Consider the following 24,259-nt stretch of genomic DNA (forward strand, 5'->3'; position numbering starts at 1 on the left):
GACAGATGAAGTCCCGCCGCACATCGTCAATGCCGCTGGATCTGGCTGATGAAGGCGCGCGTGCGTTCGTGGCTGGGGTTCTCGAAGATCGTCGCGGGCGACCCCTGCTCCACCACAACGCCGTGGTCCATGAACAGCACGCGATCGGCCGCGGCGCGCGCGAAGCCCATCTCGTGGCTCACCACCACCATGGTCATGCCGTCGTCGCGCAGGTCGCGCATCACGCCCAGCACCGAGCCGACGAGTTCCGGATCGAGCGCGCTGGTCGGCTCGTCGAACAGCATGACGCGCGGCTCCAGCGCGATGGCGCGCGCGATCGCCACGCGCTGCTGCTGGCCGCCGGAGAGCTGGCCCGGCGTGTGGCCGGCGCGATCGGCCAGCCCCACCCGCTCCAGTGCCCCCCGACCGATGGCATCGGCCTCGGCGCGCGACTTGCCGGCAACCTTGCGCAAGGCCAGGGTGACGTTGCCCAGGGCCGTCATGTGCGGATAGAGGTTGAACGACTGGAACACCATGCCGATGCGCTGGCGCGCATGGTTGATGTCAGTCCTGGGATCGAGCAGGTCGATGCCGTCCACCACGACGCTGCCCGAGCTGGGCTCCTCCAGCCGGTTCAGGCAGCGCAGCAGCGTCGACTTGCCGGAGCCCGACGGGCCGATCACGAACACAAGCTCGCGCTCGGCCACCGTCAGGTCGACGCCCTTCAGCACATGAAGGGCGCCGAAATGCTTGTGCAGGCCGCGTGCCTCGACGATCGCCTTGGCCATCAACGTCCGGTCATCAGCACTTCAGCTCGTGCGGCGTCGGATCGTAGCCCGGCATGCCCGGCACGCCGTAGCCCGGCGTGATCACCCGCTCCAGCCCGTCGGCCGGCGGCTCGCGGCCGAACCACTTGGTCGACAGCTTCACGATCGTGCCGTCCTTCTTCATGCAGTCGATCGCGTCCTGCAGCTCCATGCGCAGCTTCGGGTTGGTCTTGGGCACCGGCGCCGCCCAGTGCGCGCGCGTCTCCTTGAGCTCGAGGTCGGCGACGAATTGCGGGTTCTTGCTGGCGGCGTAGACGATGGTGGTGTTGCCGCCCAGGGTGGCGTAGGCACGGCCCGAGATCACGGCCTGCGTGGCGTCGGGCTGGGTGTCGTAGACCTGCACGGTGAAGCCGTGCTTCTCGCCCATCTCCTTGCTGAGCCTCTCGTAGGGCGTGCCTTTGTTGACCGACACCGCCTTGCCCTTGAGATCCGCCCAGCCCTTGATCGGCGCCGAGCCTTTCTTGATGCCGAACTGGAAGGCGGTCCACAGATAGCCGGCGGTGAACAGCATGTTCTCGGCGCGCTCCTTCGTGACCGTAGTCGGCGCGGCGATGAAGTCGTAGCGGCCGGCCTGCATGCCCGGGATCAAGGTCGAGAAGCTTACGGAATCGATGGTGATCTCGCGCTTCATGCGCCTGGCCACCTCGGTGAAGAGGTCGATCTGGAAGCCCTCCGTGCCGCCGCCCAGCTTGGGCATGGCGTGCGGCGCGAAGGTGCCGTCGACGCCGGTACGCAGCGGCGGCAGCTTGTCCTGGGCGAAGGCGGGAGCCGCGAGGATCAGCGCGGCGGCCGCGGCTGCGGCAATTCGGTTCAGCATGACAATTCCCCCGTCGAACACACCTGGCAAACGTTGCAGCGCCCGCCGCAGCGGCGCAAGCCGACAATGAGCCGGAGATTGCAATTCAGGTGCCAAGCTTGGACAATCCTCGCCGACAAAGTGAGGCGCCGATGCCCGAGCGAATCCTGGTCATCAACCCCAACTCCACCGAGGCCGTGACCCGCGGCATCGACGACGCGATGGCGCCGTTGCGCATGGCCGGTGGGCCGACGATCGAGTGCATGACGCTGAAAGAAGGCCCGCCGGGCATCCAGAGCCAGGCCGACGTCGAGAGCGTGGTGCAGCCGATCGGCCGCACCGTGTCGGCGCGCGACAATGACTGCGCCGCCTTCGTCATCGCCTGCTTCAGCGATCCCGGCCTGCATGCCGCGCGCGAGGCCACGGCCAAGCCGGTGCTGGGCATCGCCGAATGCGGCGTCCTTACCGCCATGACGCTCGGCCAGCGCTTCGGCGTCATCGCCATCCTCGACCGCTCGATTCCCCGCCATCTGCGCTACATCAGGCAGATGGGCGTGCAGGACCGCTTCGCCGGCGACCGCGCCATCGGCCTGGGCGTGGTCGAGCTCAGCAACGAGGACCGCACGTTCAGCCGGATGGCGGAGGTCGGCACGGAGCTGCGCCGGCGCGATGGCGCCGACGTGCTGGTGATGGGCTGCGCCGGCATGGCGCGCTATCGCGACCGCCTGCAACGCGAGGTCGGCGTGCCGGTGGTCGAGCCGACGCAGGCCGCCGTCGCCATGGCCATCGGCCAGGCGCGGCTCGGCTGGGCGGGCTGACCGTGCGCCTGTCGCGACGCTCGGCGCTGGCTGGAGCCGCGGCGCTCGCCGCGGGCGGCACATCGCGCACCTGGGCGCAGCCGCGCGGCCAGGTGGGTGAGCGGCTGTACAAGCTGGTGGAGGCCTACAGCAGGCTGCCGCACCACCGCAGCGCCACGCCCCAGGGCCGCAACACCGTCACCTTCATCGACACCGAGCTCAAGCGGCTGGGCGCGCCAACCAGGCGCATCCCGTACCTGTTCGAGCGCTACGAGTTCTTCGTCGAGGTCAAGGCCAGGGGCCGCCTGCTCGAGGCGCTGCCGCTGTTCTACGAGGCCTTCAACCAGGTCAGCTCGACGACGCCGATCATCCGGCCCGTGACCCTGGAGAACAACGTCGACCGCAAGGAGATCGCCGGCTCGATCAGCTCACCGCCCAACGCCAAGTCGCCGATCGTTCTGCTGCCGACCTTCGGCAGGTTCGGCAGCGAGCCGCCCAGGGGCATGCTGATCGGCGTCGACGCCGATCCCGGGCGCAAGGGCAGCGGCATCCCCACCGTGATGATCTCGGGCGAGCACCTGGAGCTCCTGAAGGCGGGCGGCGTGTCCGTGGAGTTCCGCGCGCGCCGCGTGTCGGATCGCGACGAGACCGTGATCGGCGAGCTGGGCGCCGGCGGCCTGCGGCCCCTGGTGATCACCACGCCGATCGGCGGCTGGTTCGCCGCCGCCGGCGAGCGCGGCACCGGCATCGCCATCGCGCTGGAGCTCGCCGCGCATTTCGCACGCGACATGCCGGTGATCTTCATCGCCACCACGGGCAACGAGCTGGAGTTCAACGGGCTGAAGAACCTGATCAAGTGGGGCTACCAGGTCGAGCCCTACGGCGTGGTGCATATCGGCGCGGCGGCCGGTGCCGGCGTGAAGAAGCCGGGCGAGCGCAACCTGTCCCTGGCGCCCACGCGCGTGGCGATGTCGACAAAGCCCGCCGGCCCGAACACGGGCATGGGCGCCGCATTGAAGGCCGGCAACTTCGCCGGCACCGAGCGCTTCACCGACGAGGGCGCGATCTGGCGCGAGTTCCTCGGCAAGGACGTGCCGCTGCTGTCCTTCGACGGCACCTTCCCGCTGATGCGCACGCCCGACGACGTGCCCGACCTCGTCACGTCGCCGGCGCTGATGGACATCGCCTACAGATCGATCTTCCAGGCGACGCGCTCGTTGCTGGCGGCTTGAAGCGCAGCAAGCCTGTCATCCCGAGCGCAAGGGATCCAGGTCATTCTGGATCCCTCGCTGCGCTCGGGATGACAGGCCCGCAGGCAGATCGCCTCAGCCGTCGCGGCGCGGCCCCTCGGCGGCCGGGAACAGCAGGCGATCGTCGGTCCTGCAGTAGCGATCGGCGAACATGCGGCCCACCGGGTGGTACTTGTCCATCAGCACGCGCATCGCCTTGGGATCCCACAGCTCGTCGCGCACGTGGAAATGCACGCCCTCGCCGATGATCAGCTGGCGGTCGTCCTTGACGGTGATCACCTGCCAGATCCTGCACTCCAGCGACCACGGCGCCGCGGCGAGACGCGGCGGCTTGATCGCGGTCGAGGGCGACAGGCCTAGCTTGAGGTAATCGGGCTCGCCGATATCAGGCGGAAAGTCGCCGCTCGATTCGTGCATCGCCTGCGCCAGCGGCTCGTCGGTGAGGTTCACCACGAACTCGCCGGTGCGCTGGATGTTGCTCCAGGTGTCCTTGATCCGCCCGTCCGGCCGCTTGTTGATCGCGAACATGCACAGCGGCGGGTCCTCGGCGAAGACGTTGAAGAAGCTGAACGGCGCGGCGTTGACTACGCCTGAGGAACCGATGGTGGTCACCCAGGCAATCGGCCGCGGCAGCACGAAGGAGATCAGCAGCTTGTAGCGCTCGTGGGCGCTGAGCTCGGAAGCGGCGTATTGCATCGTCCCCTGCTTTGCTTGCTTGCGTGGGCTATCTGCGTGTTGGGGGCGGCGGCTCGGCGCCGACGCGTTCGGTGATGAGCTTATAGTGCTCGGGCCGGCGGTGCCTGGCGAAGTTGAAGACGTTCTGCCTAATTGACTCGCCAAGGGACAAGTCGGCGTCGAACATGATCAGCTCGTCGTCCTCGCTCATCGCCTGCGCGGCGATCTCGCCGGTCGGCGCCACGATCACCGAGGCGCCGTACATGCCGAAGCCGTCCTCCTTGCCCGCCTTGGCGGTGGCCACGATCCAGGTACCGTTCTGGTAGGCATTGGCCTGCACCGACAGCAGGTGATGGAACACGCGACGATAGGGCGGCTCGTGGAAATAGATGTTGTCTGTGGGCGTGTTGTAGCCCAGTGCCACCATCTCGACGCCCTGCAGACCCATGACGCGGAAGGTCTCCGGCCAGCGCCGGTCGTTGCAGATGCACTGGCCCATGACGACGTCCTCGTCGAACATGCGCCAGACGTTGAAGCCGAGATTGCCGACGTCGAAATAGCGCTTCTCCAGATGCTGGAACGGCGCCTTGGGCAGGTGGTCGGAATGGCCCGGCAGATGCACCTTGCGGTACTTGCCGACGATCCTGCCGTCGGCACCGACCAGGATCGACGTGTTGAACCGCCTGGTCTTGCCCTCCTCCTCGGTCAGCTCGGCATAGCCAAGGTAGAAGCCGACCTTCTTCTCCCGCGCCAGCTCGAACAGCGGCAAGGTCTCCGGGCTGGGCATCTGCGCCTCGAAGAACCGGTCGATCTCGGCTTGATCCGTCATCCACCAACGCGGAAAGAACGTCGTCAGCGCCAGCTCGGGAAACACCACGAACCTGCAGCCCGAGTCAGCCGCCTCACGCAACATCGCCAACATGCGCTTCACCGCCGACGCCTTGCTGTCGGCGAGATGGATCGGCCCGAGCTGGGCAGCGGCGACTTTCAGGTGGCGGGACATGCGGGAGTTCCTCGTTACTGCTCGGCGAGCCTGTACTCGAACGGATCAGATAGCAGATGTCGCGCCGGGTCGCGAACGCCAGGCAGAAACCGGATCACGCGGATGCCGGCGGGGACGATGATGTAGTAGATGATGTGGGAGCCGCTGGGTGTGCTGCGATAACCAGGGCCGAGGTCCGGGCGCGCCGGCGCACTGAACGGGAACGACGCCAAGCGGTCGAGCCGCACCCTGAGACTCGCGATATAGCGGCTCTTCTGATCCGGCCCCCATCGCAGCAGCGATTCAACACCGGCCTCGATGATGTCCTCGACGGCCGCCTGCGTATACTCGATCTCGCCCACGGACTATGCCCGCTTGCGCGCCCGTCGATCAATTTCCCTGTTGATGTCATCGAGCGTCCACCCGGTCGCGACGCCACTCTCCTCGCCCTCGCGCAGGGCGTTGCGCAACCGCTTCAGGTCCCGCTTTTCGGAGTCGCGTTCCTGCATCGCACGCAGGGCCTCGCGAATCACTTCGCTCGCATTGTTGTAATCGCCAGATTTGACCTTGGCCTTGACGAAGCCCTCAAGCTTGGCGGTCAACGAGATGTTCATGGTGAACCTCAGCCGGAGCATACTTTGGCAATGATTGTTATCAGTCTGGCTCGGGAAGGGCAATGACAACGGCGGTAGCGACGCTCAAACGGCGGCTCATTCGATGCACCTATTTACTGCCGCACAAACCACTCCACCCGACGATGCTGTGGCTCGCCGACGCATTCACTGAGTTGGATCATCGGCAATCGGTCCCGCTGGTCTCGGATCACAACCGCGGAAAGTGGAACACTCAACTCCCTGAGATATCCATACACCGCCAGTGCGCGACGCTCGCCGAGCCCCGTTGTCACCTTTTCCTCAGCGCAGTCGGTGTGACCGATGATCACTAGATCCCGAAACGTGCAGGTCTTCGGGCACCAACGCTTGAAGGCAGCTGAAACGGTGCGCTTCGATTCATGCGTCAGCTCGTATGATCCAGACGCAAAAAAGACCGAATTGACCCAAGACTCTGCTAGCGCGTCTCCCGCCAGCAGTAGGAGAATCGGACCTACCGAGATCAGGCGGGGGAATCCGCGCACATCAATGCTCCTAAAACAACGGTCGCGCACCGAAGCTCGCCATCTTCGTCATCTCAGGCGCCGCACGGCCGAGCGGGCGCGAGGCGTCGGGGGTGACGCATTTGAGGAACTGGCCGCTGCCCTTCTCGGCGTTGAGCGTGCCGTTCTCGACCACGACGCGGCCACGGCTGATCACGGTGGTCGGCCAGCCGGTGATGCGGCGGCCTTCGTAGGGTGAGTAGCCGACATTGTCGTGCAGGTCGGTCCAGCGCACAGTGACGTCCTTCTGGGCGTCCCAGATCGCGAGGTCGGCGTCGGAGCCGACGACGATCGTGCCCTTGCGCGGGTAGAGGCCGTAGAGCTTGGCGTGATTGGTCGACGACAGCGCCACGAACTGGTGCAGGTCGATGCGGCCCTTCTGCACGCCCTCGGAGAACAGCAGCGGCAGGCGCAGCTCGAGGCCGGGCACCCCGTTGGCCATCTCCTTGAACGTGGTCTTCAGCCCCTTGGGGATCTTGCCGCCCTCGTTGAACTGATAGGGCGCGTGGTCGGAGGAGAAGACGTCGAAGGTGCCGTCTTTCAGCGCCGCCCACACCGCCTCCTGGGCCGCCTGATCGCGCGGCGGCGGGCTGCAGCACCACATCGCGCCCTGGACGTCGGGCTTGTCGAGATCGTCGGCGGTGAGCGCGATGTATTGCGGGCAGGTCTCGGCGAAGATCTTCAGGCCCCTGGCGCGCGCCTGGCGCACCGTCTCGATCGCCTCGATCTCCGACATGTGCACGATCAGCATCGGCGCGTCGACCAGGCGGGCGAGCGAGATCGCGCGGTTGGTCGCCTCGGCCTCAGCGATTCGGGCATGGGCGATGGCGTGGTACCTGGGCGCGACGTGGCCCTGCTCGACCAGGTGATGCGCCAGCCACTGGATCATGTCGTGGTTCTCGGCGTGCACCATCACCAGCGCGCCTTCCCTGCGCGCCAGGGCGAGGATGTCGAGCAGCTGGTAGTCGCTGACCTTCAGCGCGTCGTAGGTCATGTAGATCTTGAACGAGGTGTAGCCGTCCTTGATCAGTGCCGGCAGCTCCTGGCCCATCACCTGCGGCGAGGGATCGGAGATGATCAGGTGAAATGCGTAATCGATCAGCGCCTTGGGCGTGGCCTCCTCGTGATAGTCCTGCACCACCTTGCGCAGCGACATGCCGCGATGCTGCGCGGCGAAGGGAATGATCGTCGTCGTACCGCCGAACACGGCGGAGCGCGTGCCGGTGTAGAAATCGTCGGCGCACATGATGCCCATGCCCGATTTCTGCGCGACGTGCACATGGCTGTCGACGCCGCCGGGCAGCACGAACTTGCCGCCGGCGTCGATCTCGCGCGCGGCGTCGCCGCTGACCTTGCCGATGGCGGCGATCACGCCGTCCTTCACGGCGATGTCGCCCTCGGTAACCGCCTCGACGGTGACGATGCGGGCGTTGCGGATGATCAGGTCGTGAGTGGGCATCTGCCTACTCCGCCGCCAGCGGTCGCGCCTTGCCGGCCGCGGCGAGACGGCGTTCGAGGCGTGCGATCAGGTTGTCCAGCTCGACCACGTCGGCGGCGGTCAGCGACGAGCCCGGCGCACGTTGCTTCGCGCTCTTGATTGCACCGCGGCGGCGCAGGACTTCCTTGCGCAGCGCCAAGCCGATGCCCGGCTGCACCTCGTGGCGCACGAGCGGCAGGTAGATGTCGAACAGGTCCTCGCCCTCCTCCGCCTTCCCGGCGGCGAACAGCGCATGCACCTGCACCAGCATCTCGGGCCAGGCGAAGCCGGTCATCGCGCCATCGACGCCGCGGCGCAGCTCCTGCGGATAGTAGATGCCGCCATTGCCGACCAGGATCGACACACGCCGCTGTCCCTTGGACTCTGCCTCGCGGATGCGGGTGATCTTGTTCAGCGCCGGCGCATCCTCGTGCTTGAGCATCACCAGCTGCGGGAACTCCGCCACCATGCGGTTGAACAGCGGCACCGGCAGGAACACGCCGGTGGCCTGCGGGTAGTCCTGGTAGACCACGGGAACGTCGGGGCCGAGCGCCTCGAACACCTGCCTGTAGTAGCCGTAGAGCGCATCATCGCCCTTCAGCCCCGGCGTCGGCGCCACCATCACGCCGGCGGCGCCGGCCGCCATCACCTCGTGCGACAGGCGGCGCAGCGGATCGATCGCGGCGTGGCTGACGCCGACGATCACCTTGCGCCCGCCGGCGCGCGTGATCACGCGCTTGACCACGGAAAGCGACTCGTCGGGCGTCAGCTTGTGCGCCTCGCCCATCATGCCCAGCAGGGTGAAGCCGTGCACGCCGCAGCCGATATAGAAGTCGGTCAGCGAATCGACGCTGTCGTAGTCGACCGCGCCCGCATCGGTGAACGGCGTGGCGGCGATGATGAAGACGCCCTTGGCGGTTTCGTCGAGGCGCGCGGACATCGGATACTCCAGGCGGACAGTCGCGGCCGATCATGCCACCCGTGGCGCGGGCCGCCTACGCGTATATCATCGCGCCGACCGCCGATTCCTGGGAGCAGCCATGAGCGACAGCATCACCCTCATCCGCGACCTCGATGTCGTCGTCGCCTGGGACGAGTCCGAGGGCCGGCATGTCTATCTCCAGCGCGCCGACTTCGTCTTCCGCGGCAACGAGATCGTGCATGTCGGCCCGGGCTATGCCGGTGCGACCGACACCACCGTCGAAGGCCGCGGCCTGATGGCCATGCCCGGCCTGATCAACGTGCATACCCATCCGTTCTCGGAGCCCGGCAACAAGGGCCTCACCGAGGAGGTCGCCAGCGACAAGCTGGGCCAGAGCTCGCTCTACGAGTTCCTGCCGGTCTTCGGCATGGAGGCGGACGCCGCCGGTGCCTCCTCGCGGGTGGCGATCTCCGAGCTCCTGAAAAGCGGCGTCACCACGGTCACCGACCTGTCGATCGCGCGCGAGGGCTGGATCGACGATCTCGCCTCGACCGGCATCCGCGCCGTGCTCTGCCCGATGTTCCGCTCGGGCTACTGGTACACGAAGAACGGCCACGTCGTGGACTACGCCTGGGACATCAAGGCGGGCGAAGCAGCCTTCGCCGCCGCGCTCAAGACCATCGACGCCGCCATGGCCCATCCCAGCGGCCGGCTGTCGGGCATGATGGGCCCCTCGCAGATCGACACCTGCACCGAGGGCCTGTTCAGGGACGCGCTGGCCGAGGCGCGCCGGCGAAAGATCCCGTTGCAAACCCATGCCGGCCAGGCGGTGGTCGAGTTCAACGAGATGACGCGGCGCCACGGCCGGACGCCGATCGAATGGCTCGACGACATCGGCGTGCTGTCGCCCGACCTGATCATCGGCCACTGCATCTTCCTCAACGATCACCCGCAGCTGCACTGGCCGCACAGCGACGACTTCAGGCGGCTCAAGGCGTCGGGCGCGGCGGTGGCGCATTGCCCGACGGTCTTCGCGCGCCGCGGCATCGCGCTCAACAGCATGGGCCGCTACATGGAAGCCGGTATCCCGCTGGGCATCGGCACCGACACCTTCCCGCACAACATGCTCGATGAGCTACGGCTGGCCTGCTACCTCGGCCGCGTGGTGAGCGGCAACTACAAGATGGGCATGACGCGCCATGCCTTCGAGGCGGCCACCGTCGGCGGCGCGAGGATCCTGCGACGGCCCGATCTCGGCCGCCTACTGCCGGGCTGCAAGGCCGACTTCTCGCTCATCGACATGACCCATCCCTACATGCAGCCGGCGATCGAGCCGGTGCGCAGCCTGATCTTCTCTGCCGCCGACCGCGCCGTGCGCCACGTCTACATCGACGGCACCCAGGTCGTGCGCGACGGCAGGGTGCTGACCGTCGACGTCGAGTCGATGACCGAGAAGCTCGTCGCCGGCCAGGCCAGACGCATCGCCACGGTGCCGCAGCGCGACTGGGCGGGGCGCACCGCCGAGCAGCTGGCGCCGCCGGTCTACGGCAAGCGCGATCGCCTGCCGCAAGCGCGGCCGGTGCACTGAGCTTGAACCCGGCGCGCATGCGCGACACAGTGCGCGCGTCCTATCGACTCCGAGGAATGTGCCAATGCCCGCGTTAGACGCCAGAATCCTGAAGACCCTGCAGAAGTTCGACACGCCGACGATCTGCAACGCGCTGGAGATCGTGGCGCCGCAGCGCCGCCTGCACGGCTACAATGTCGAGCCGCTGCAATGCGTCTATCCCGACCTGCCGCCGATCGTCGGCTACGCGCGCACCGGCACGATCCGCTCCTGCGAGCCCTCGTTCCGCTCGCCGGCCGAAGACCGCGACATGCGGCTGAAGTGGTACAAGTACGTCGACCAGGGCGGGCCGAAGCCCTCGATCATCGTGCTGCAGGATCTCGACGGCATCCGCGCCGGCTACGGCTCGTTCTGGGGCGAGGTCAACAGCCACGTGCATCGCGGCCTGGGCGCGCTGGGCGTCGTCACCAATGGCTGCATCCGCGACGTGCCGATGAACGCCACCAAGTTCCAGATGCTGGCCGGTTCCATCATGCCGAGCCACGCCTATGTCCATGTCGTCGATGTCGGCGTGCCGGTGACGATCTGCGGCATGTCGGTGCGCGACGGCGATCTGATGCACGCCGACATGCACGGCGCGGTGATCATCCCGCACGAGGTCGCCGGCAAGATCGCCGGCGCCGTCGACCTGCTGACGCGCAAGGAGAAGGTGATCATCGACGCCTCGAAGAAGAAGGGCTTCTCCTTCGCCGTGCTCGAGAAGGCGCTGAAGCAGTCGGCAGACATTCATTGATCGTCCGTCTCCCCGCTTGCGGGGAGACGGCGCCGAGCGCTGGCGAGGCGGATGGGGGGCTTCAATCCTCTCATCCGCCTCAAGTTCGTTGGAGCGCTGTCGGCCCCCTCGCGCGCCGGCGGAGGAGTAGCGTCCGATCGCACTGGGATCGACATCTGTGACCCTGAATATGGGTGGACCGGCGATTGGCGATGGGGTTAGCATCGCGACGCGAGCGCCGACCAACAGGCGCCGCTTTAGGGCCTTCCATCCGATCGCCAACTGGCGACGGCTCATGAGAACGCCGGTGTCGCCCGGCCGTCTGGAGGAGGAAACGCACATGACCACAAGTAAAGTCACGCGTAGATTCGTCGCCAAGACGGCGGCCGCTTCGAGCGCCCTGATCGCCGCGCCGTTCGTGCGCGGCGCTTTCGCCGCCGGCAAGCTGTCGATCGGCTTCTGGGACCATTGGGTCCCGGGCGCCAACAAGGGCGCCGAGGCCACCGCCAGGGCCTGGGCGGAGAAGGAGAAGGTCGATCTCTCGATCGATTTCATCACCTCACAGGGCAACAAGCTCATTTTGACGGCCGCCGCAGAATCGCAGGCCAAGTCAGGCCACGACATTCTGGCGCTCGGCAGCTGGGATCCGGCGCGCTACGCCGACCAGCTCGTGCCGGTCGATGACATCATGGGACCGCTGGTCAAGGCAAACGGCAAGGCCAGCGCTATCACGACCTATCTCGGCAATATCGACGGCAAGTGGCGCGCCGTGCCGGCGACGCCCGGCGCCCAGTTCAAGGGCCCCTGCTCGCGCATCGACCTGCTGAAGCAGCATGCCGGCATCGACATCCAGGCGATGTATCCCGCGGGCGGGCCGCCCAAGGCGGATGCCTGGACCCTGGATGCCTTCCTCAAGGCGGCGGGCGCCTGCCACAAGGCCGGCGTTCCCTTCGCCATCGGGTTGGGCACCACGGCCGACTCGGTCGACACCTGCGGCGCGATCTTCCAGAGCTTCGGCGCCGAAGTGGTCAACGCCAAGGGCGACATCACGGTCAAGTCCGACAAGGTCAAGCAGGCGCTGGAGTACTGGAAGCAGCTCGCCGCCTTCCTGCCGCCGGATGCGCCGTCCTACGACGACGCCACCAACAACCGCGCCTTCGTCGCCGGCAAGACGGCGCTGATCATGAACCCGCCCAGCGCCTGGGCGGTGGCACGCCGCGACCAGCCGAAGATCGCCGAGCAGACCTGGCACCACGGCATGGCGGCCGGACCGGCCGGCCGCTATGGGCCATTCACCACGCCGTTCTGGGGCGTCTGGAACTTCGGCAAGAACCAGTCGGCGGCAAAGAGCCTGCTGACGGCGCTGTCGCAGTCGTCGGCGATCGAGACAATGGTCACGGCCAGTGCCGGCTACGACATCCCCGCTTTCGCCAACCTGACGACAATGAAGGTGTGGGCGGAAGAGGGTCCGCCGAAGGGCACGCTCTATCACTACCCGAATCCCTACGACCACCAGATCCTGTCGATCGCCGCGGCGCCGGCCCCGCACAAGATCGCCGTGCAGATCTACCGGCACGGCCTGCAGACGCAGATGGTGGTGCGCTACGCCATCAAGGGCGAAGCGATGGACAGGGTACTCAGCTGGGCCGAAGGCGAGCTCGAGGGCTTCATGCGCAGCTGACCTGCTGGAGAACCGGGGCGCCCCGGCGCCCCGGTTCTGCCGCACTCACCGATACGCCAGGAGCACCCGATGGCCGATACCGCCCTGAGGGCCGCCGATACCGCGGGCACCGACAAGCGCAGCAGTCTGCATCGGCTCATGCAGCGCAAGTCGACCATCGCCTTCCTGATGACCCTGCCACTGATTCTGCTGATCCTCATCCTGGTGGCGTATCCGGCAGCCTACGCGATCTATCTCGCCATGCTCAACAAGGGCATGACCAAGTTCGTCGGCTTCGGGAACTTCGACTTCCTGTTCGGCCGCGAGACCTTCTGGATGGTGGTCTGGCAGTCCTGCCTGTTCGCCATCTCGGCCGTGATCTTCAAGGCCCTCATCGGCTTCATCGTCGCCCATCTGGTCAACAACGTCCCGGGCAGGAAGCAGCGCAAATGGCGCGGCATGCTGCTGGTGCCGTGGGTCATCCCGGCGGCGATGAGCACCCTGTCCTGGCTGTGGCTCTTCGATCCCGCCTACAGCGCCTTCAACTGGCTGCTGGCACCGCTGGGCATCGGCCCGATCCCCTGGCTCGGCGAGACCGCGTGGGCGCGCTTCTGCGTCATCCTGGTCAACGTCTGGATCGGCGCGCCGTTCTTCATGATCATGTACCTGGCAGCGCTGAAATCCGTGCCCGAGCAATTGCACGAGGCCGCCGCGATCGATGGCGCCAGCTGGTGGCAGCGCATCTGGTACATCAACCTGCCGATGATGCGAAACATCATCGCCATCACGGCGCTGTTCTCGACCATCCTGACATTCGCCAATTTCGACATCGTGCGCGTGCTGACGCGCGGCGATCCGCTGAACTCGACGCATCTGTTCGCGACCTGGGCATTCAGGCTGGGCATCGAAAGCGGCGACATCCCGCTGGGCGCCGCGGTATCGCTGTTCATGGTTCCGATTCTCGCCATCGCCGCGACGGTGATCTTGCGCGACATCAACAAGCGCGGGAGTGAGGTCTGATGGCCACCGACACCGCGATCGCCACATCGGGGGCGCCGACGCGCGTCCGCTACGGCAGCATGAGCCGCGACCGGCGCTGGGCGCTGCGCTGGTCGTACTTCTTCCTGATCCTGTTCGCGATCTTCTTCCTCACGCCCCCGGTCTACATGTTCGTCACCTCGATCAAGACGAGCGCGGAGATGTCGGCCGAGATCAATCCGTGGTGGGTCTACGAGCCGACCCTCTCGAACTACGAAGCGCTGCTCACCAACAACGAGTTCCTGGGCTTCTTCCGCAACTCGGCGCTGATCGCCATCTGCGTCGTGACCATCACCATGCTGATCAGCGTCGTCGCCGCCTTCGCGCTCGCGCGCATGAAGTTCTGGGGCTCGGCGACGCTCGCTACCGGGGTGTTCCTCACCTACCTGATCCCCGAGACCCTGCTGTTCATCCCGTTGTTCAAGATGTTCGCCTGGGTCTACGACCTCACCGGCATCCAGTTGCTCAACAACTGGTGGACGATGATCATCCTCTATCCGACGCTCACCGTGCCGTTCTGCACCTGGATCATGATCGGCTACTTCGCCTCGATCCCCAAGGAGCTCGACGAGGCGGCCCTGATCGACGGCGCCACATGGTTCCAGACGCTGACCAAGATCTTCATCCCGGTGGCATTGCCCGGCATCATCGCGGCGACCATCTTCGCCTTCACCGTGTCGTGGGCGCAGTTTCTCTATCCGCTGGCCTTCACCACGTCGAACAGCGATCTGGTGCTGCCGGTCGGCATCATCAGCACCCTGATCAAGGGCGACGTCTTCAACTGGGGGCAGATCATGGCCGGCGCCCTGCTCGGCGCCGCGCCGCCGCTGATCATCTACGCCTTCCTGATGGACTATTACATTGCGGGCCTGACGGCCGGCGCCACGAAGGGTTAGTCGGCCATGGCTCAGGTAACGTTGCGCAAGGTCATCAAGAAGTACGACGAGGTCCTGGCCGTCCGCGGCATCGACCTCGACATCATGGACAAGGAGTTCGTCGTCCTCGTCGGTCCCTCGGGCTGCGGCAAGAGCACGACCCTGCGCATGATCGCCGGCCTCGAGGAGATCACCGGCGGCGACATCGCCATCGGCGGCGACGTGATCAACGACGTGCCGCCGAAGGACCGGGACATCGCCATGGTGTTCCAGAACTACGCGCTCTACCCGCACATGAACGTCTACGAGAACATGTCGTTCGGGCTGAAGCTCAAGCGCACGCCCAAGGACATCATCGACCAGCGGGTGCGCCAGGCGGCGCAGATCCTCGACATCACCGAGCTGCTCGACCGCAAGCCCAAGCAGCTCTCCGGCGGCCAGCGCCAGCGCGTCGCCATGGGCCGGGCCATCGTGCGCGACCCCAAGGTATTCCTGTTCGACGAACCGCTCAGCAATCTCGACGCCAAGCTGCGCGTGCAGATGCGCACCGAGATCAAGAAGGTGCACCAGAAGGTGCGCACTACCACGGTCTACGTCACCCACGACCAGATCGAGGCGATGACCTTGGCCGACCGCGTGGTGGTGATGAACGGCGGCAACATCGAGCAGGTCGGGCCGCCCAACGAGCTCTACCACTCGCCCAAGACCAAGTTCGTCGCGGGCTTCATCGGCTCGCCGGCGATGAACATGCTGTCCTGCCAGCTCGAGGGCTCGGGCGATGCGCTGAAGGTCAGGCTGTCGGACACGATCAGCCTGGCGGTGCCGGCCTCGCGCGCGGCGCGCTACCGCGCCCATGTCGGCAAGCCCGGCCTGCTGTTCGGCCTGCGGCCGGAGCACCTCACCGAGACGCGCCCGCATCTCGAGGCCGACATGCAGACCTTCGACGTCAGGCTCGACGTCACCGAGCCGATGGGCATGGAGACGCTGGTCTATTTCGCGGTCAACGGCGTCGACGTCTGCGGCCGGGTCAATCCCAATTCCGGTGCGCGCGAGGGCGAGTCCATGAAGCTGTGCGCCGACATGGCCAACATGCATCTGATCGACGACAAGACCGAGCAGGTTCTCTGAGCGTCGTCGGCGATTCCCAGGCGGCGCCCCAGCGGCGCCGCTTTGCGTTTGCGGCAATCCGGTCGAAGGGAGAAGCATCATGGGCGCGTTGAACGGCAAGGTCGCATGGGTCACCGGTGCGGGCAGCGGCATCGGTCAGGCCGCCGCCATCGCGCTGGCCGGTGAAGGTGCCACGGTGGTGCTGACCGGAAGGCGCAAGGAGCCGCTGGAGGCGACGGCCGCGACCATCAAGCGGGCCGGCGGCAAGACCGTGGTGCAGGCCGGCGACCTGATGAAGGCGAGCGTGGTGACGCGCATCGCCGCCGGCATCGAGAAGCGGTTCGGCCGCTGCGACATCCTGGTCAACAACGCCGGGCTCAACATCCTGGAGCGCAGCTGGAAGCAGCTGACGCCGGCCGGCGCCGAGCAGGTGATCGACGGCAACCTGTCGAGCGCGTTCTACTGCGTCAGCGCCGTGCTGCCGATGATGCGCAAGCGCGGCGACGGCGTGCTGATCCACACCTCCTCGATGGCCGGCCGCCAGCCCAGCGTGCTGAGCGGTGCCGCCTACTCCGCCGCCAAGCACGGCGTGGTGGCGATGAGCCACACCATCAACATGGAGGAGTGCGTCAACGGCATCCGCTCCTGCGTCGTCTGCCCCGGTGAGGTGGCCACTCCGATCCTCGACAAGCGGCCGGTGCCGGTGAGCAAGGCGGATCGCGCGAAGATGGTGCAGTCCGAGGATTGCGGCGATCTGATCCGCTACATCGCCTGCCTGCCGCCGCACGTGGTGATCAACGAGGTGACGATCACGCCGACACACAACAGGGGCTACATCGCCGGCCTGCGCCAGCCGCACGTCAAGGCATAAGGTTTTTTGTTCCCTCTCCCCGCCTGCGGGGAGAGGGTTAGGGTGAGGGGCTGCACCAGGTGTCGCACCGTCGTCGTGCGCAACCAGAAACTGCCCCTCACCCCGACCCTCTCCCCGCAAGCGGGGAGAGGGAGAACCTCACGCCGCGACTACGTCCTTCATGCCCTCGGGCATCGGCCGCACGATGCGGTTGTGCAGGCGGAACCTGCGGCTGAAGAGGACGTGGAACAGCAGCCTGGTCCACGACCGGTGGTGATAGAGGTGGTCGTAGAACTCCGGCGCCGCGGCGCGCACATCAGGCAGGCGCGACCACGGCACCTGGGGGAAGTCGTGGTGCTCGTTGTGGTAACCCATGTTGAACGACAGCTTGTTGAGCGGGCCGTAATAGGAATAGGTCTCCTGCCCCTCCTTGAACACGTAGTGCTCCTGGATCCAGCGCGCGCCCACCGGGTGCACGCCCAGCGAGAACAGGGTGGAGATGAACAGGTAGGCAACCGGCCACCAGCCGAAGAACCAGACGATCGGCGCCATCGCCGCGGCCATGGCGACAGCGTTGAACACCACCCAGCCGTCGACGGTGCGGATCGCCTTCACCGTGGTCGGCCGCAGGATGCCCTGCACCGCCCAGAACATGGAAAGCCAGAAGGTCTTGCGCCACCAGCTGTTGCCCACCCAGCGCGCCTCGGTCGGCGTCGGCACGTCGGCGTCCAGCCCGGGGATGCCGAGATACTTGTGGTGCAGCAGGTGGTAGTTGCGGAAGCCGATCGCCGCCGGGAAGACGATGGCGATGTTGGCGAAGATCGAGCCCAGCCGGTTGGCGTTGGCGGTCCTGAACACGGCGTTGTGCGTGTAGTCGTGGATCAGCACGAAGAGCGCGTGATTGACGAAGGCGCCGACGGCGTAGGCTGCGATGACGATCGCCCACCACGGCGCGTCGAGCACGGCAAGCCCGATGGCGATGGCGACCTGCAGCGCCACCAGCAGCACCGTCCACAGCGCCGACCATGGGTCGCGCTCGAACAGCGCGCGCACCCCAGGGTGCGCGGCGAGAATCTGCTTCGCCCGCTCCGGGTGCGGCAGCGGCGTCTCAGTCTGCGTGAACGCCGCGTTGGGCGCTGTCTCGGCGACCATCCGGTCAGTCCTCATCAAGGGGACTTCCATATAGGCTGAACGCCGTTCAACGTCCATTCACCATCCCCTACACAGTGTGACGAGCCTGGTCCATGGTCACGATCAAAGCATTGAATCTCAAGGAATTTGTCCGCGACATCTTCGCGTCCGCGGGGTGCTCGGCGGCCGAGGCCCAGCGCATCGGCCACTACCTGGTCGAATCCAACCTCACCGGCCACGACAGCCACGGCGTCATCCGCGTGCCGCGCTACGTCAGGAACCTCGCCGACAAGCTCACCCGGGCCGATGTCGAGGTCGAGGTGCTGATCGACACGCCGGTGCTGGCGGTGGTCGACGGCAAGTTCGGCTTCGGCCAGACGGTGGGCCCGCAGGCGGTGCGCATCGGCATCGACAAGTGCCGGCGCAACGGGCTGTCCGCCGTGGCCCTGCGCAACGCCGGCCATACCGGCCGCACCGGCGACTGGGCCGAGATGGCCGCGGCCGAGGGCCTGGTCTCGGTGCACTTCGTCAACGCCGCCGGCTCGGTGCTGGTGGCGCCCTATGGCGGCGTCGACCGGCGCTTCTCGACGGCGCCCTACTGCGTCGGCATCCCCCGCCCCGGCCGCGAGCCGCTGGTGCTCGACTTCGCCACCTCGATCGTCGCCGAGGGCAAGGTTCTGGTCGCCAGCCAGGGCGGCAAGAAGGTGCCCGACGACGCGCTGATCGACCAGGACGGCAAGGCCAGCGGCGATCCGCACATTCTGTACGGCGCGTACACGCCCGAGGGCCCGCGCGATCACCGCAAGAGCAAGGGCGCGATCCGCGCCTTCGGCGAGCACAAGGGCTCGGGACTGGCCTTCATGTGCGAGCTGCTGGGCGGGGCGCTCTCCGGCAACGGTGCCACCCGGTTCGACCGGCCCTTCGCCAACGGCATGTTCTCGTTCTACGTCGATCCCAGGGTAATCGACCCTACCGGCTTCTTCGGCCCCGAGGTCGACCGCTACACCGACTTCGTGAAAGGCTCCAAGCCGGTGAGCGCCGGCGAAGAGGTGCTGGTCCCCGGCGAGCCCGAGGCGCGCTACCGGGCCAGGCGCACCGCCGAAGGCATCCCGCTGCCTGACGACACCTGGGCCAGCCTTGTGGTCTGCGCCCGCTCCGTGGGCCTCGACGAACGCCGTATCCAGCGCGCTACTATGCCGTAGGGATCAAGGAGGAAACCGAGATGGCCAAAAGCACGAAGAAGAGCGCCGCATCGAAGTCGGCGAAGCCTCGCAAAAAGGCGCTGCGCAGTTCCGCGTGGTTCGGCCATTCCGATCGCGACGGCTACACCCATCGCAGCTGGATGAAGAACCAGGGCCATCCCTCGCATCTGTTCGACGGCCGCCCGGTGATCGGCATCTGCAACACCTGGTCCGACCTGACGCCGTGCAACGCGCATTTCCGCACCCTGGCCGAGCACGTGAAGCGCGGCGTCTACGAGGCCGGCGGCTTCCCGCTGGAGTTCCCCGTGTTCTCGACCGGCGAGACCCTGCTGCGGCCCACCGCGATGCTCTACCGCAACCTCGCCAGCATGGATGTCGAGGAGGCGATCCGTGCCAACCCGCTGGACGGCGTGGTGCTGATGGTCGGCTGCGACAAGACCACCCCCGCCCTGCTGATGGGCGCGGCGAGCTGCGACCTGCCCAGCATCGCGCTGTCGGGCGGGCCGATGCTCAACGGCCACTACAGGGGCGAGCTGATCGGCTCGGGCACGCATGTCTGGAAGTTCAGCGAGATGGTGCGCGCCGGCGAGATGACCCTGCAGGATTTCATGAACGCCGAGGCCGCCAACTCGCGCAGCGCCGGCCATTGCATGACCATGGGCACCGCCTCGACCATGGCCAGCATGGTCGAGTCGCTGGGCATGGGCCTGCCGACCAACGCCGCGATCCCCGCCGCCGACTCCCGCCGCTATGCGCTCGCCTTCATGGTCGGCCGCCGCATCGTCGAGATGGTCAAGCAGGACCTCAGGATGTCCAAGGTGCTGACGAAGGCGAACTTCGAGAACGCGATCCGCGTCAACGGCGCGATCGGCGGCTCGACCAACGCGGTGATCCACCTGCTGGCGCTCGCCGGGCGCATGGGCATCGACATCACGCTCGACGACTGGGACCGGCTGGGCCGCGACATTCCCTGCCTGGTCAACCTGATGCCGTCGGGCGAGTACCTGATGGAGGATTTCTACTACGCCGGCGGCGTGCCCGCGGTAGTGCGCGAGCTGGGCGAGGCCGGCCTGCTCGACAAGAAGGCGGTGACGGTCAACGGCGAGACCCTGTGGAACAACAGCAAGGACGCCGAGGTCTGGAACCGCAAGGTGATCTTCCCGGTCAGCAAGCCGTTCAAGCCCAATGGCGGCGTCGCTGTGCTGCGCGGCAACCTCGCCCCCGACGGCGCCATCCTCAAGCCTTCGGCCGCGACGCCCAGGCTGATGAAGCATCGCGGCCGCGCCATCGTCTTCGAAAGCATCGAGGACCTGCGCGCGCGCACCGACGATCCCAGGCTCGACGTCGACGAGAACAGCGTCATGGTGCTGAAGTACTGCGGGCCCAAGGGCTATCCCGGCATGGCCGAGGTCGGCAACATGCCGCTGCCCAAGAAGCTGCTCGAGAAGGGCGTCAAGGACATGGTGCGCATCTCCGACGCACGCATGTCGGGCACCGCCTACGGCACGGTGGTGCTGCACGTGGCGCCCGAGGCGGCGGCCGGCGGTCCGCTGGCGCTGGTGAAGACCGGTGACTGGATCGAGCTCGACGTGAAGAAGCGCCGCCTGCATCTCGACGTGCCGGAGGAAGAGCTGGAAAAGCGCCGCAGGGCCTGGAAGGGCTTCGCCTCACCGCATCTCAGCGGCTACGCCAAGCTCTACGTCGACCACGTCACCCAGGCCGACAAGGGTGCCGACCTCGACTTCCTGGCCGGCAAGCGCGGCGCGGCGGTACCGCGCGAATCGCACTAGGCGGGAGCCGCCGCCCGTCTCGCCTTGACGATCTGGCTGACTAGCACCGGCGCGCCCGCCGCCAGCCCGACCAGCGTCGGGGTCAGGCCGGGCGCGACCACCGGCAGCGAGGCGATGCCGATCAGCCACCGCTCCCATTGCGACATGTGGGTGAACAGCCAGCCGGCGAAGGCGGCCGACAGCATGGCGATGCCGATCAGGCAGCCGCCGACGGTGACGATGAACTCGCCCCAGTGGAAGCCGGGCAGCACGATCATCATCACGGGCGAGTAGACGAAGACGAAGGGCACCAGCGCCTTGCCCAGGGCGAGGCGGAAGGCGGTGTTGCCGGTCTTGAACGGATCGGCGTTGGCCATGCTCGCGGCCGCGTACGCGGCAACCGCCACCGGCGGCGTGATGTCGGCCAGCACCCCGTAGTAGAAGACGAAGAAGTGGCTCACCAGGTCGGGCACGCCCAGCAGCTTCAGCGCCGGCGCGGCGACCGCGACCATGATGATGTAGGTCGAGGTCGTGGGGATGCCGCAGCCCATCACGATGCAGACCATGGCGATCAGCACCAGGGTGAAGAACAGCACGAGCGCCTGCTCGCCCGAACCGTAGCCCAGCAGGCCGGCGACCGCGGTGACCGGCGCGCTCTCGGACAGCGCTCTCGCCGCCTCGACGGTGATGAAGGCGATCTTGAAGCCGACGCCCGTGAGCGTGACGATGCCGATGATGATGCCGACGCAGGCCGCCGCCGCACCGACAGCGAGCGCGTACTTGGCGCCGACGACGAAGCCGTCGAACAGCTCCGTCCAGGGCTGCCTGGGCGCCTTGTTAAGCCGCCACAGCACGAGCAGCAGCGCGATCATCAGCAGCCCGCTGACCATCTCGAAGTGATCGAGCACGATCGGCGGCAGGAAGGATCGCCCCTTGAAGAAGAAGACGAACCACAGCGCGACCAGCACGGTCTCGACGATCGGCGGCCGACCGTCGCTGCGGCGCGCCAGCCCCACGACCAGGCACAGCAGGATGCCGGTGAAGGCGGCCACGTAGGGCGTGAAGTCGGCGAACAGCACGATCAGCAGGCCGAACAGCGGTATCAGGGTCGGCCAGTCGCGCCGGAGCGATTGCCGGAGGTTCGGCAGGTCCTCCGGCGCCACGCCGCGCAGGCCATGGCGCTTGGCCTCGAAGTGCGTCTGCACGAAGACGCCGAAGAAATGCATGGCGGCCGGCAGGGTCGCGGCGATGATGATCGTCTGGTACGGCAGGCCAAGGTACTCGATCATGAGGAAGGCGGCGGCGCCCATGACCGGTGGCGTGATCTGCCCGCCGGTGCTGGCGGTCGACTCGACGCCGGCCGCGAAGTGCCGCTGGTAGCCCAGCCGAGTCATCATCGGGATGGTCAGCGAGCCCACAGTCACGGCGTTGGCCACCGACGAGCCGGAGATCATGCCGAACAGTCCCGAGCCGAAGATCGACACCTTGGCCGGCCCGCCGGCGTAGCGGCCGGCGGCCGCCATGGCGAGATCGAGGAAGAGCTGGCCCAGGCCGATGCGCATGGCCAGCACGCCGAACAGCACGTAGTGGAAGACGTAGGTCGCCACCACGCCGATCGGGATGCCGTAGATTCCCTGGCTGGTGAGATAGAGGTGGTTCACCACCTCGTTCCAGGTCGCGCCGGGGTGCACCAGGATGCCGGGCATCCACGGCCCGACCAGCGCGTAGACGATGAAGACGCCGGCGATGATCACCAGCGGCCAGCCCATGGTGCGCCGCGTCGCCTCGAGCACCGCCCCGATCAGCACCGTGCCCATGACGACGTCGATGAGCAGCGGATTGCCGACGCGGAACGCCAGGTCATGGAAGACGAACGGGATGTAGAGCGCCGCCGCCACAGTCGCGGCCATCAGCAGCCAGTCGAACAGAGGCACGCCGCCGGGCGCCAGCAGGCTCGCCGGACGCCCGCGATCGGCCTGGCTGCGCGCCAGCGCGAAGACCAGGAAGATCAGGCCGATGACGAAGGCCATGTGGATGCCGCGATGCGTCGTCTCGCGCAGCAGCCCGAAGCCCGCGGTGTAGAAATGGAAGCACGACAGGACGAACAGCAGGCCGGCGACGATCCACGACGCCGGCGGCAGGATGGGGCGGAAGCGGACCTCGGTATCGAACTTCCGCTCGAGCTCCTCCGCCTTCTTGAGGTCGATGTCGGTGGTCATCAGGACTTCGGACAGATTGACTCAAGGGCCTCTCATCCCGAGCACAGCGAGGGATCTAGTGGTTGTCCTAGATCCCTCGCTGCGCTCGGGATGACAGATGGTACCGTGTGTGGCCCCGTGGCCCTATTTCTTCAGCCCCTTCTCCTTGTAGAACTTCTCGGCGCCGGGATGCAGCGGGATGCCGATGCCGGTGAGTGCCGTTTCCAGCTTGATCTCTTTGCCCTTGGCATGGCCGGCGTCGAGCAGCTTGCGGGTGTTGGCGTTCCACAGGGCCTGGACGATGCCGTAGACCAGCGCCTCGGACTGCTTGGTCGAGGTCAGCCACTGGGCGTTGACGCTCACCGTCTTGACGCCGGCGACGCCCTTGTAGGCGGTGTCCGGAATCGCGTCCTTGGCGAAGAAGCTGTACTGCGCCAGCAGCTTGTCGACCGCCGGTCCCTCGATCGGGATCAGCTCGATGCCCGCGGTTGCGGCCAGCTCGGCGATGGCGCCTTGGGGATAGCCCGAGACGCTGATGAAGGCGTCGATCGCGCCGTCCTTGAGCTTGTCGGCGGATTGCTGGGGCTTGAGATACTCGGCCTTGACATCCTTTTCCGTCATGCCGAAGGCGGCGAGGATCAGGCGGGCATCGACCAGCGTGCCGGAGCCCGGCTCGTCGAGCGACACCCGCTTGCCCTTCAGGTCGGGCACGCCCTTGATGCCGCTGCCCTTGCGCGCCACCAGGTGGAAGCTCTCGGGATAGAGGTTGGCGATGGCGCGCAGCGTGTCGACCTTGGGCTTGCCTTCGTAGATGCCGGTGCCGGTATAGGCCCAGAAGGCGACGTCCGACTGCGAGAACCCCGACTCGAGGCTGCCGCCGGCGATGCCGTTGACGTTGGCCACCGAGCCGTTGGTCGCCACCGCCGTGGCCACCAGACCGGGCACGCCGCACGAGCCCCCGGCGTCGCAGGCCCGGCTGCCCGGCGGGTTCGAAACCGCATTGGCGATCACGCCGGCAAGCGGATAGTACGTGCCGGCCGTGCCGCCCGTGCCGATGCGGAAGAATTGCAACTGCTGCGCCGACGCGACGCTCGTCATGGCGCCGAACGCGACGGCCGCCACGACAGTGGTCCATCTGGCGAAGTTCATGGCGTTATCCCCTCAGGTTGTCAGATTGCGATTAAACCTGCCTGCTAGCGTGCTGGCAATCGACACGCGTACGGCGCGATGTC

At 66.9% G+C, this 24,259-nt stretch carries 22 protein-coding genes; 11 read left to right on the plus strand and 11 right to left on the minus strand.

What is annotated here, in order from left to right:
- Positions 1-26: 26 nt before the first annotated feature.
- Together KF889_30235 and KF889_30240 are read right to left on the minus strand one after the other, a co-directional pair.
- Complete coding sequence (locus KF889_30235; GenBank protein MBX3503743.1) at positions 27-767, minus strand: amino acid ABC transporter ATP-binding protein; 741 nt, start codon at positions 765-767, stop codon at positions 27-29.
- 13 nt (positions 768-780) lie between these two features.
- Positions 781-1,623: a transporter substrate-binding domain-containing protein gene (locus tag KF889_30240; protein MBX3503744.1), complete on the minus strand. Its 843-nt coding sequence runs from the start codon at positions 1,621-1,623 to the stop codon at positions 781-783.
- 131 nt (positions 1,624-1,754) lie between these two features.
- Between KF889_30240 and KF889_30245 the strand changes: the two genes are divergently transcribed.
- Both KF889_30245 and KF889_30250 read left to right on the plus strand, forming a co-directional pair.
- A complete protein-coding gene (locus KF889_30245) occupies positions 1,755-2,420 on the plus strand; it encodes an aspartate/glutamate racemase family protein (GenBank protein MBX3503745.1) in 666 nt (221 codons plus the stop codon).
- 2 nt (positions 2,421-2,422) lie between these two features.
- A complete protein-coding gene (locus KF889_30250) occupies positions 2,423-3,631 on the plus strand; it encodes a hypothetical protein (GenBank protein MBX3503746.1) in 1,209 nt (402 codons plus the stop codon).
- Positions 3,632-3,724: 93 nt separating this feature from the next.
- On the opposite strand, the gene KF889_30255 is transcribed toward KF889_30250, so the two are convergent.
- From KF889_30255 to KF889_30280, 6 genes are all read right to left on the minus strand, one after another.
- Positions 3,725-4,345, minus strand: a complete 621-nt coding sequence (locus KF889_30255; GenBank protein MBX3503747.1) for a flavin reductase family protein — start codon at positions 4,343-4,345, stop codon at positions 3,725-3,727.
- Between the two features lie 28 nt (positions 4,346-4,373).
- Positions 4,374-5,327, minus strand: a complete 954-nt coding sequence (locus tag KF889_30260) for an N-carbamoyl-D-amino-acid hydrolase (protein ID MBX3503748.1) — start codon at positions 5,325-5,327, stop codon at positions 4,374-4,376.
- A 14-nt stretch (positions 5,328-5,341) separates the two neighbouring features.
- Positions 5,342-5,668, minus strand: a complete 327-nt coding sequence (locus tag KF889_30265; GenBank protein MBX3503749.1) for a type II toxin-antitoxin system RelE/ParE family toxin — start codon at positions 5,666-5,668, stop codon at positions 5,342-5,344.
- Positions 5,669-5,671: 3 nt separating this feature from the next.
- Positions 5,672-5,920, minus strand: coding sequence for a type II toxin-antitoxin system ParD family antitoxin (locus tag KF889_30270; protein ID MBX3503750.1), 249 nt, complete (start codon positions 5,918-5,920; stop codon positions 5,672-5,674).
- A gap of 531 nt (positions 5,921-6,451) precedes the next feature.
- The gene (hydA, locus tag KF889_30275) at positions 6,452-7,918 is read right to left on the minus strand and encodes a dihydropyrimidinase (GenBank protein ID MBX3503751.1); all 1,467 of its coding nucleotides are present in this window, start codon (positions 7,916-7,918) and stop codon (positions 6,452-6,454) included.
- Between the two features lie 4 nt (positions 7,919-7,922).
- Positions 7,923-8,876 (minus strand): dihydrodipicolinate synthase family protein, encoded by a 954-nt coding sequence (locus tag KF889_30280; protein ID MBX3503752.1) that lies wholly within the window; start codon positions 8,874-8,876, stop codon positions 7,923-7,925.
- A 100-nt stretch (positions 8,877-8,976) separates the two neighbouring features.
- Here KF889_30280 and KF889_30285 point away from each other — a divergent pair, with 100 nt between their 5' ends.
- The 7 genes from KF889_30285 to KF889_30315 all read left to right on the plus strand — a co-directional run bounded on the left by KF889_30285 (position 8,977) and on the right by KF889_30315 (position 16,748).
- A complete protein-coding gene (locus KF889_30285) occupies positions 8,977-10,446 on the plus strand; it encodes an amidohydrolase family protein (GenBank protein ID MBX3503753.1) in 1,470 nt (489 codons plus the stop codon).
- 64 nt (positions 10,447-10,510) lie between these two features.
- Positions 10,511-11,218: an RraA family protein gene (locus KF889_30290; protein MBX3503754.1), complete on the plus strand. Its 708-nt coding sequence runs from the start codon at positions 10,511-10,513 to the stop codon at positions 11,216-11,218.
- A 319-nt stretch (positions 11,219-11,537) separates the two neighbouring features.
- Entirely contained in the window at positions 11,538-12,878 is a 1,341-nt protein-coding gene (locus KF889_30295) for an extracellular solute-binding protein (GenBank protein MBX3503755.1), read from the plus strand.
- Between the two features lie 69 nt (positions 12,879-12,947).
- Positions 12,948-13,877, plus strand: coding sequence for a sugar ABC transporter permease (locus KF889_30300; protein ID MBX3503756.1), 930 nt, complete (start codon positions 12,948-12,950; stop codon positions 13,875-13,877).
- Positions 13,877-14,791: a carbohydrate ABC transporter permease gene (locus KF889_30305; GenBank protein ID MBX3503757.1), complete on the plus strand. Its 915-nt coding sequence runs from the start codon at positions 13,877-13,879 to the stop codon at positions 14,789-14,791. The genes KF889_30300 and KF889_30305 overlap by 1 nt, the downstream gene beginning before the upstream one ends.
- A gap of 6 nt (positions 14,792-14,797) precedes the next feature.
- Complete coding sequence (gene ugpC / locus KF889_30310) at positions 14,798-15,898, plus strand: sn-glycerol-3-phosphate ABC transporter ATP-binding protein UgpC (GenBank protein ID MBX3503758.1); 1,101 nt, start codon at positions 14,798-14,800, stop codon at positions 15,896-15,898.
- A gap of 76 nt (positions 15,899-15,974) precedes the next feature.
- Positions 15,975-16,748 (plus strand): SDR family oxidoreductase, encoded by a 774-nt coding sequence (locus KF889_30315; GenBank protein MBX3503759.1) that lies wholly within the window; start codon positions 15,975-15,977, stop codon positions 16,746-16,748.
- Positions 16,749-16,886: 138 nt separating this feature from the next.
- On the opposite strand, the gene KF889_30320 is transcribed toward KF889_30315, so the two are convergent.
- Positions 16,887-17,894, minus strand: a complete 1,008-nt coding sequence (locus KF889_30320; protein MBX3503760.1) for a fatty acid desaturase — start codon at positions 17,892-17,894, stop codon at positions 16,887-16,889.
- Positions 17,895-17,971: 77 nt separating this feature from the next.
- On the opposite strand from KF889_30320, the gene KF889_30325 reads away from it, so the two are divergent.
- Both KF889_30325 and KF889_30330 read left to right on the plus strand, forming a co-directional pair.
- Positions 17,972-19,060 (plus strand): malate/lactate/ureidoglycolate dehydrogenase, encoded by a 1,089-nt coding sequence (locus KF889_30325; protein MBX3503761.1) that lies wholly within the window; start codon positions 17,972-17,974, stop codon positions 19,058-19,060.
- Between the two features lie 20 nt (positions 19,061-19,080).
- On the plus strand, positions 19,081-20,850 hold the full coding sequence (locus tag KF889_30330; protein ID MBX3503762.1) for a dihydroxy-acid dehydratase: 1,770 nt from the start codon (positions 19,081-19,083) through the stop codon (positions 20,848-20,850).
- Here KF889_30330 and KF889_30335 read toward each other — a convergent pair.
- Positions 20,847-23,048 carry a TRAP transporter permease gene (locus KF889_30335; protein MBX3503763.1) on the minus strand — a complete coding sequence of 734 codons (2,202 nt, stop codon included), beginning with the start codon at positions 23,046-23,048 and terminating at the stop codon, positions 20,847-20,849. The two genes, KF889_30330 and KF889_30335, sit on opposite strands and share 4 nt — an antisense overlap.
- Positions 23,049-23,171: 123 nt before the next feature.
- Positions 23,172-24,176, minus strand: coding sequence for a TAXI family TRAP transporter solute-binding subunit (locus tag KF889_30340; protein ID MBX3503764.1), 1,005 nt, complete (start codon positions 24,174-24,176; stop codon positions 23,172-23,174).
- Positions 24,177-24,259 lie beyond the last annotated feature (83 nt).

Source organism: Alphaproteobacteria bacterium, assembly GCA_019635875.1.
GTDB lineage: Bacteria > Pseudomonadota > Alphaproteobacteria > Reyranellales > Reyranellaceae > JAFAZJ01.

Coding starts and splice junctions, on each gene's coding strand:
- KF889_30235 (MBX3503743.1), bottom strand. CDS start 767: ATGGCCAAGGCGATCGTCGAGGCACGCGGCCTGCACAAGCATTTCGGC.
- KF889_30240 (MBX3503744.1), bottom strand. CDS start 1,623: ATGCTGAACCGAATTGCCGCAGCCGCGGCCGCCGCGCTGATCCTCGCG.
- KF889_30245 (MBX3503745.1), top strand. CDS start 1,755: ATGCCCGAGCGAATCCTGGTCATCAACCCCAACTCCACCGAGGCCGTG.
- KF889_30255 (MBX3503747.1), bottom strand. CDS start 4,345: ATGCAATACGCCGCTTCCGAGCTCAGCGCCCACGAGCGCTACAAGCTG.
- KF889_30260 (MBX3503748.1), bottom strand. CDS start 5,327: ATGTCCCGCCACCTGAAAGTCGCCGCTGCCCAGCTCGGGCCGATCCAT.
- KF889_30270 (MBX3503750.1), bottom strand. CDS start 5,920: ATGAACATCTCGTTGACCGCCAAGCTTGAGGGCTTCGTCAAGGCCAAG.
- hydA (MBX3503751.1), bottom strand. CDS start 7,918: ATGCCCACTCACGACCTGATCATCCGCAACGCCCGCATCGTCACCGTC.
- KF889_30280 (MBX3503752.1), bottom strand. CDS start 8,876: ATGTCCGCGCGCCTCGACGAAACCGCCAAGGGCGTCTTCATCATCGCC.
- KF889_30285 (MBX3503753.1), top strand. CDS start 8,977: ATGAGCGACAGCATCACCCTCATCCGCGACCTCGATGTCGTCGTCGCC.
- KF889_30290 (MBX3503754.1), top strand. CDS start 10,511: ATGCCCGCGTTAGACGCCAGAATCCTGAAGACCCTGCAGAAGTTCGAC.
- KF889_30295 (MBX3503755.1), top strand. CDS start 11,538: ATGACCACAAGTAAAGTCACGCGTAGATTCGTCGCCAAGACGGCGGCC.
- KF889_30300 (MBX3503756.1), top strand. CDS start 12,948: ATGGCCGATACCGCCCTGAGGGCCGCCGATACCGCGGGCACCGACAAG.
- KF889_30305 (MBX3503757.1), top strand. CDS start 13,877: ATGGCCACCGACACCGCGATCGCCACATCGGGGGCGCCGACGCGCGTC.
- ugpC (MBX3503758.1), top strand. CDS start 14,798: ATGGCTCAGGTAACGTTGCGCAAGGTCATCAAGAAGTACGACGAGGTC.
- KF889_30320 (MBX3503760.1), bottom strand. CDS start 17,894: ATGAGGACTGACCGGATGGTCGCCGAGACAGCGCCCAACGCGGCGTTC.
- KF889_30325 (MBX3503761.1), top strand. CDS start 17,972: ATGGTCACGATCAAAGCATTGAATCTCAAGGAATTTGTCCGCGACATC.
- KF889_30330 (MBX3503762.1), top strand. CDS start 19,081: ATGGCCAAAAGCACGAAGAAGAGCGCCGCATCGAAGTCGGCGAAGCCT.
- KF889_30335 (MBX3503763.1), bottom strand. CDS start 23,048: ATGACCACCGACATCGACCTCAAGAAGGCGGAGGAGCTCGAGCGGAAG.
- KF889_30340 (MBX3503764.1), bottom strand. CDS start 24,176: ATGAACTTCGCCAGATGGACCACTGTCGTGGCGGCCGTCGCGTTCGGC.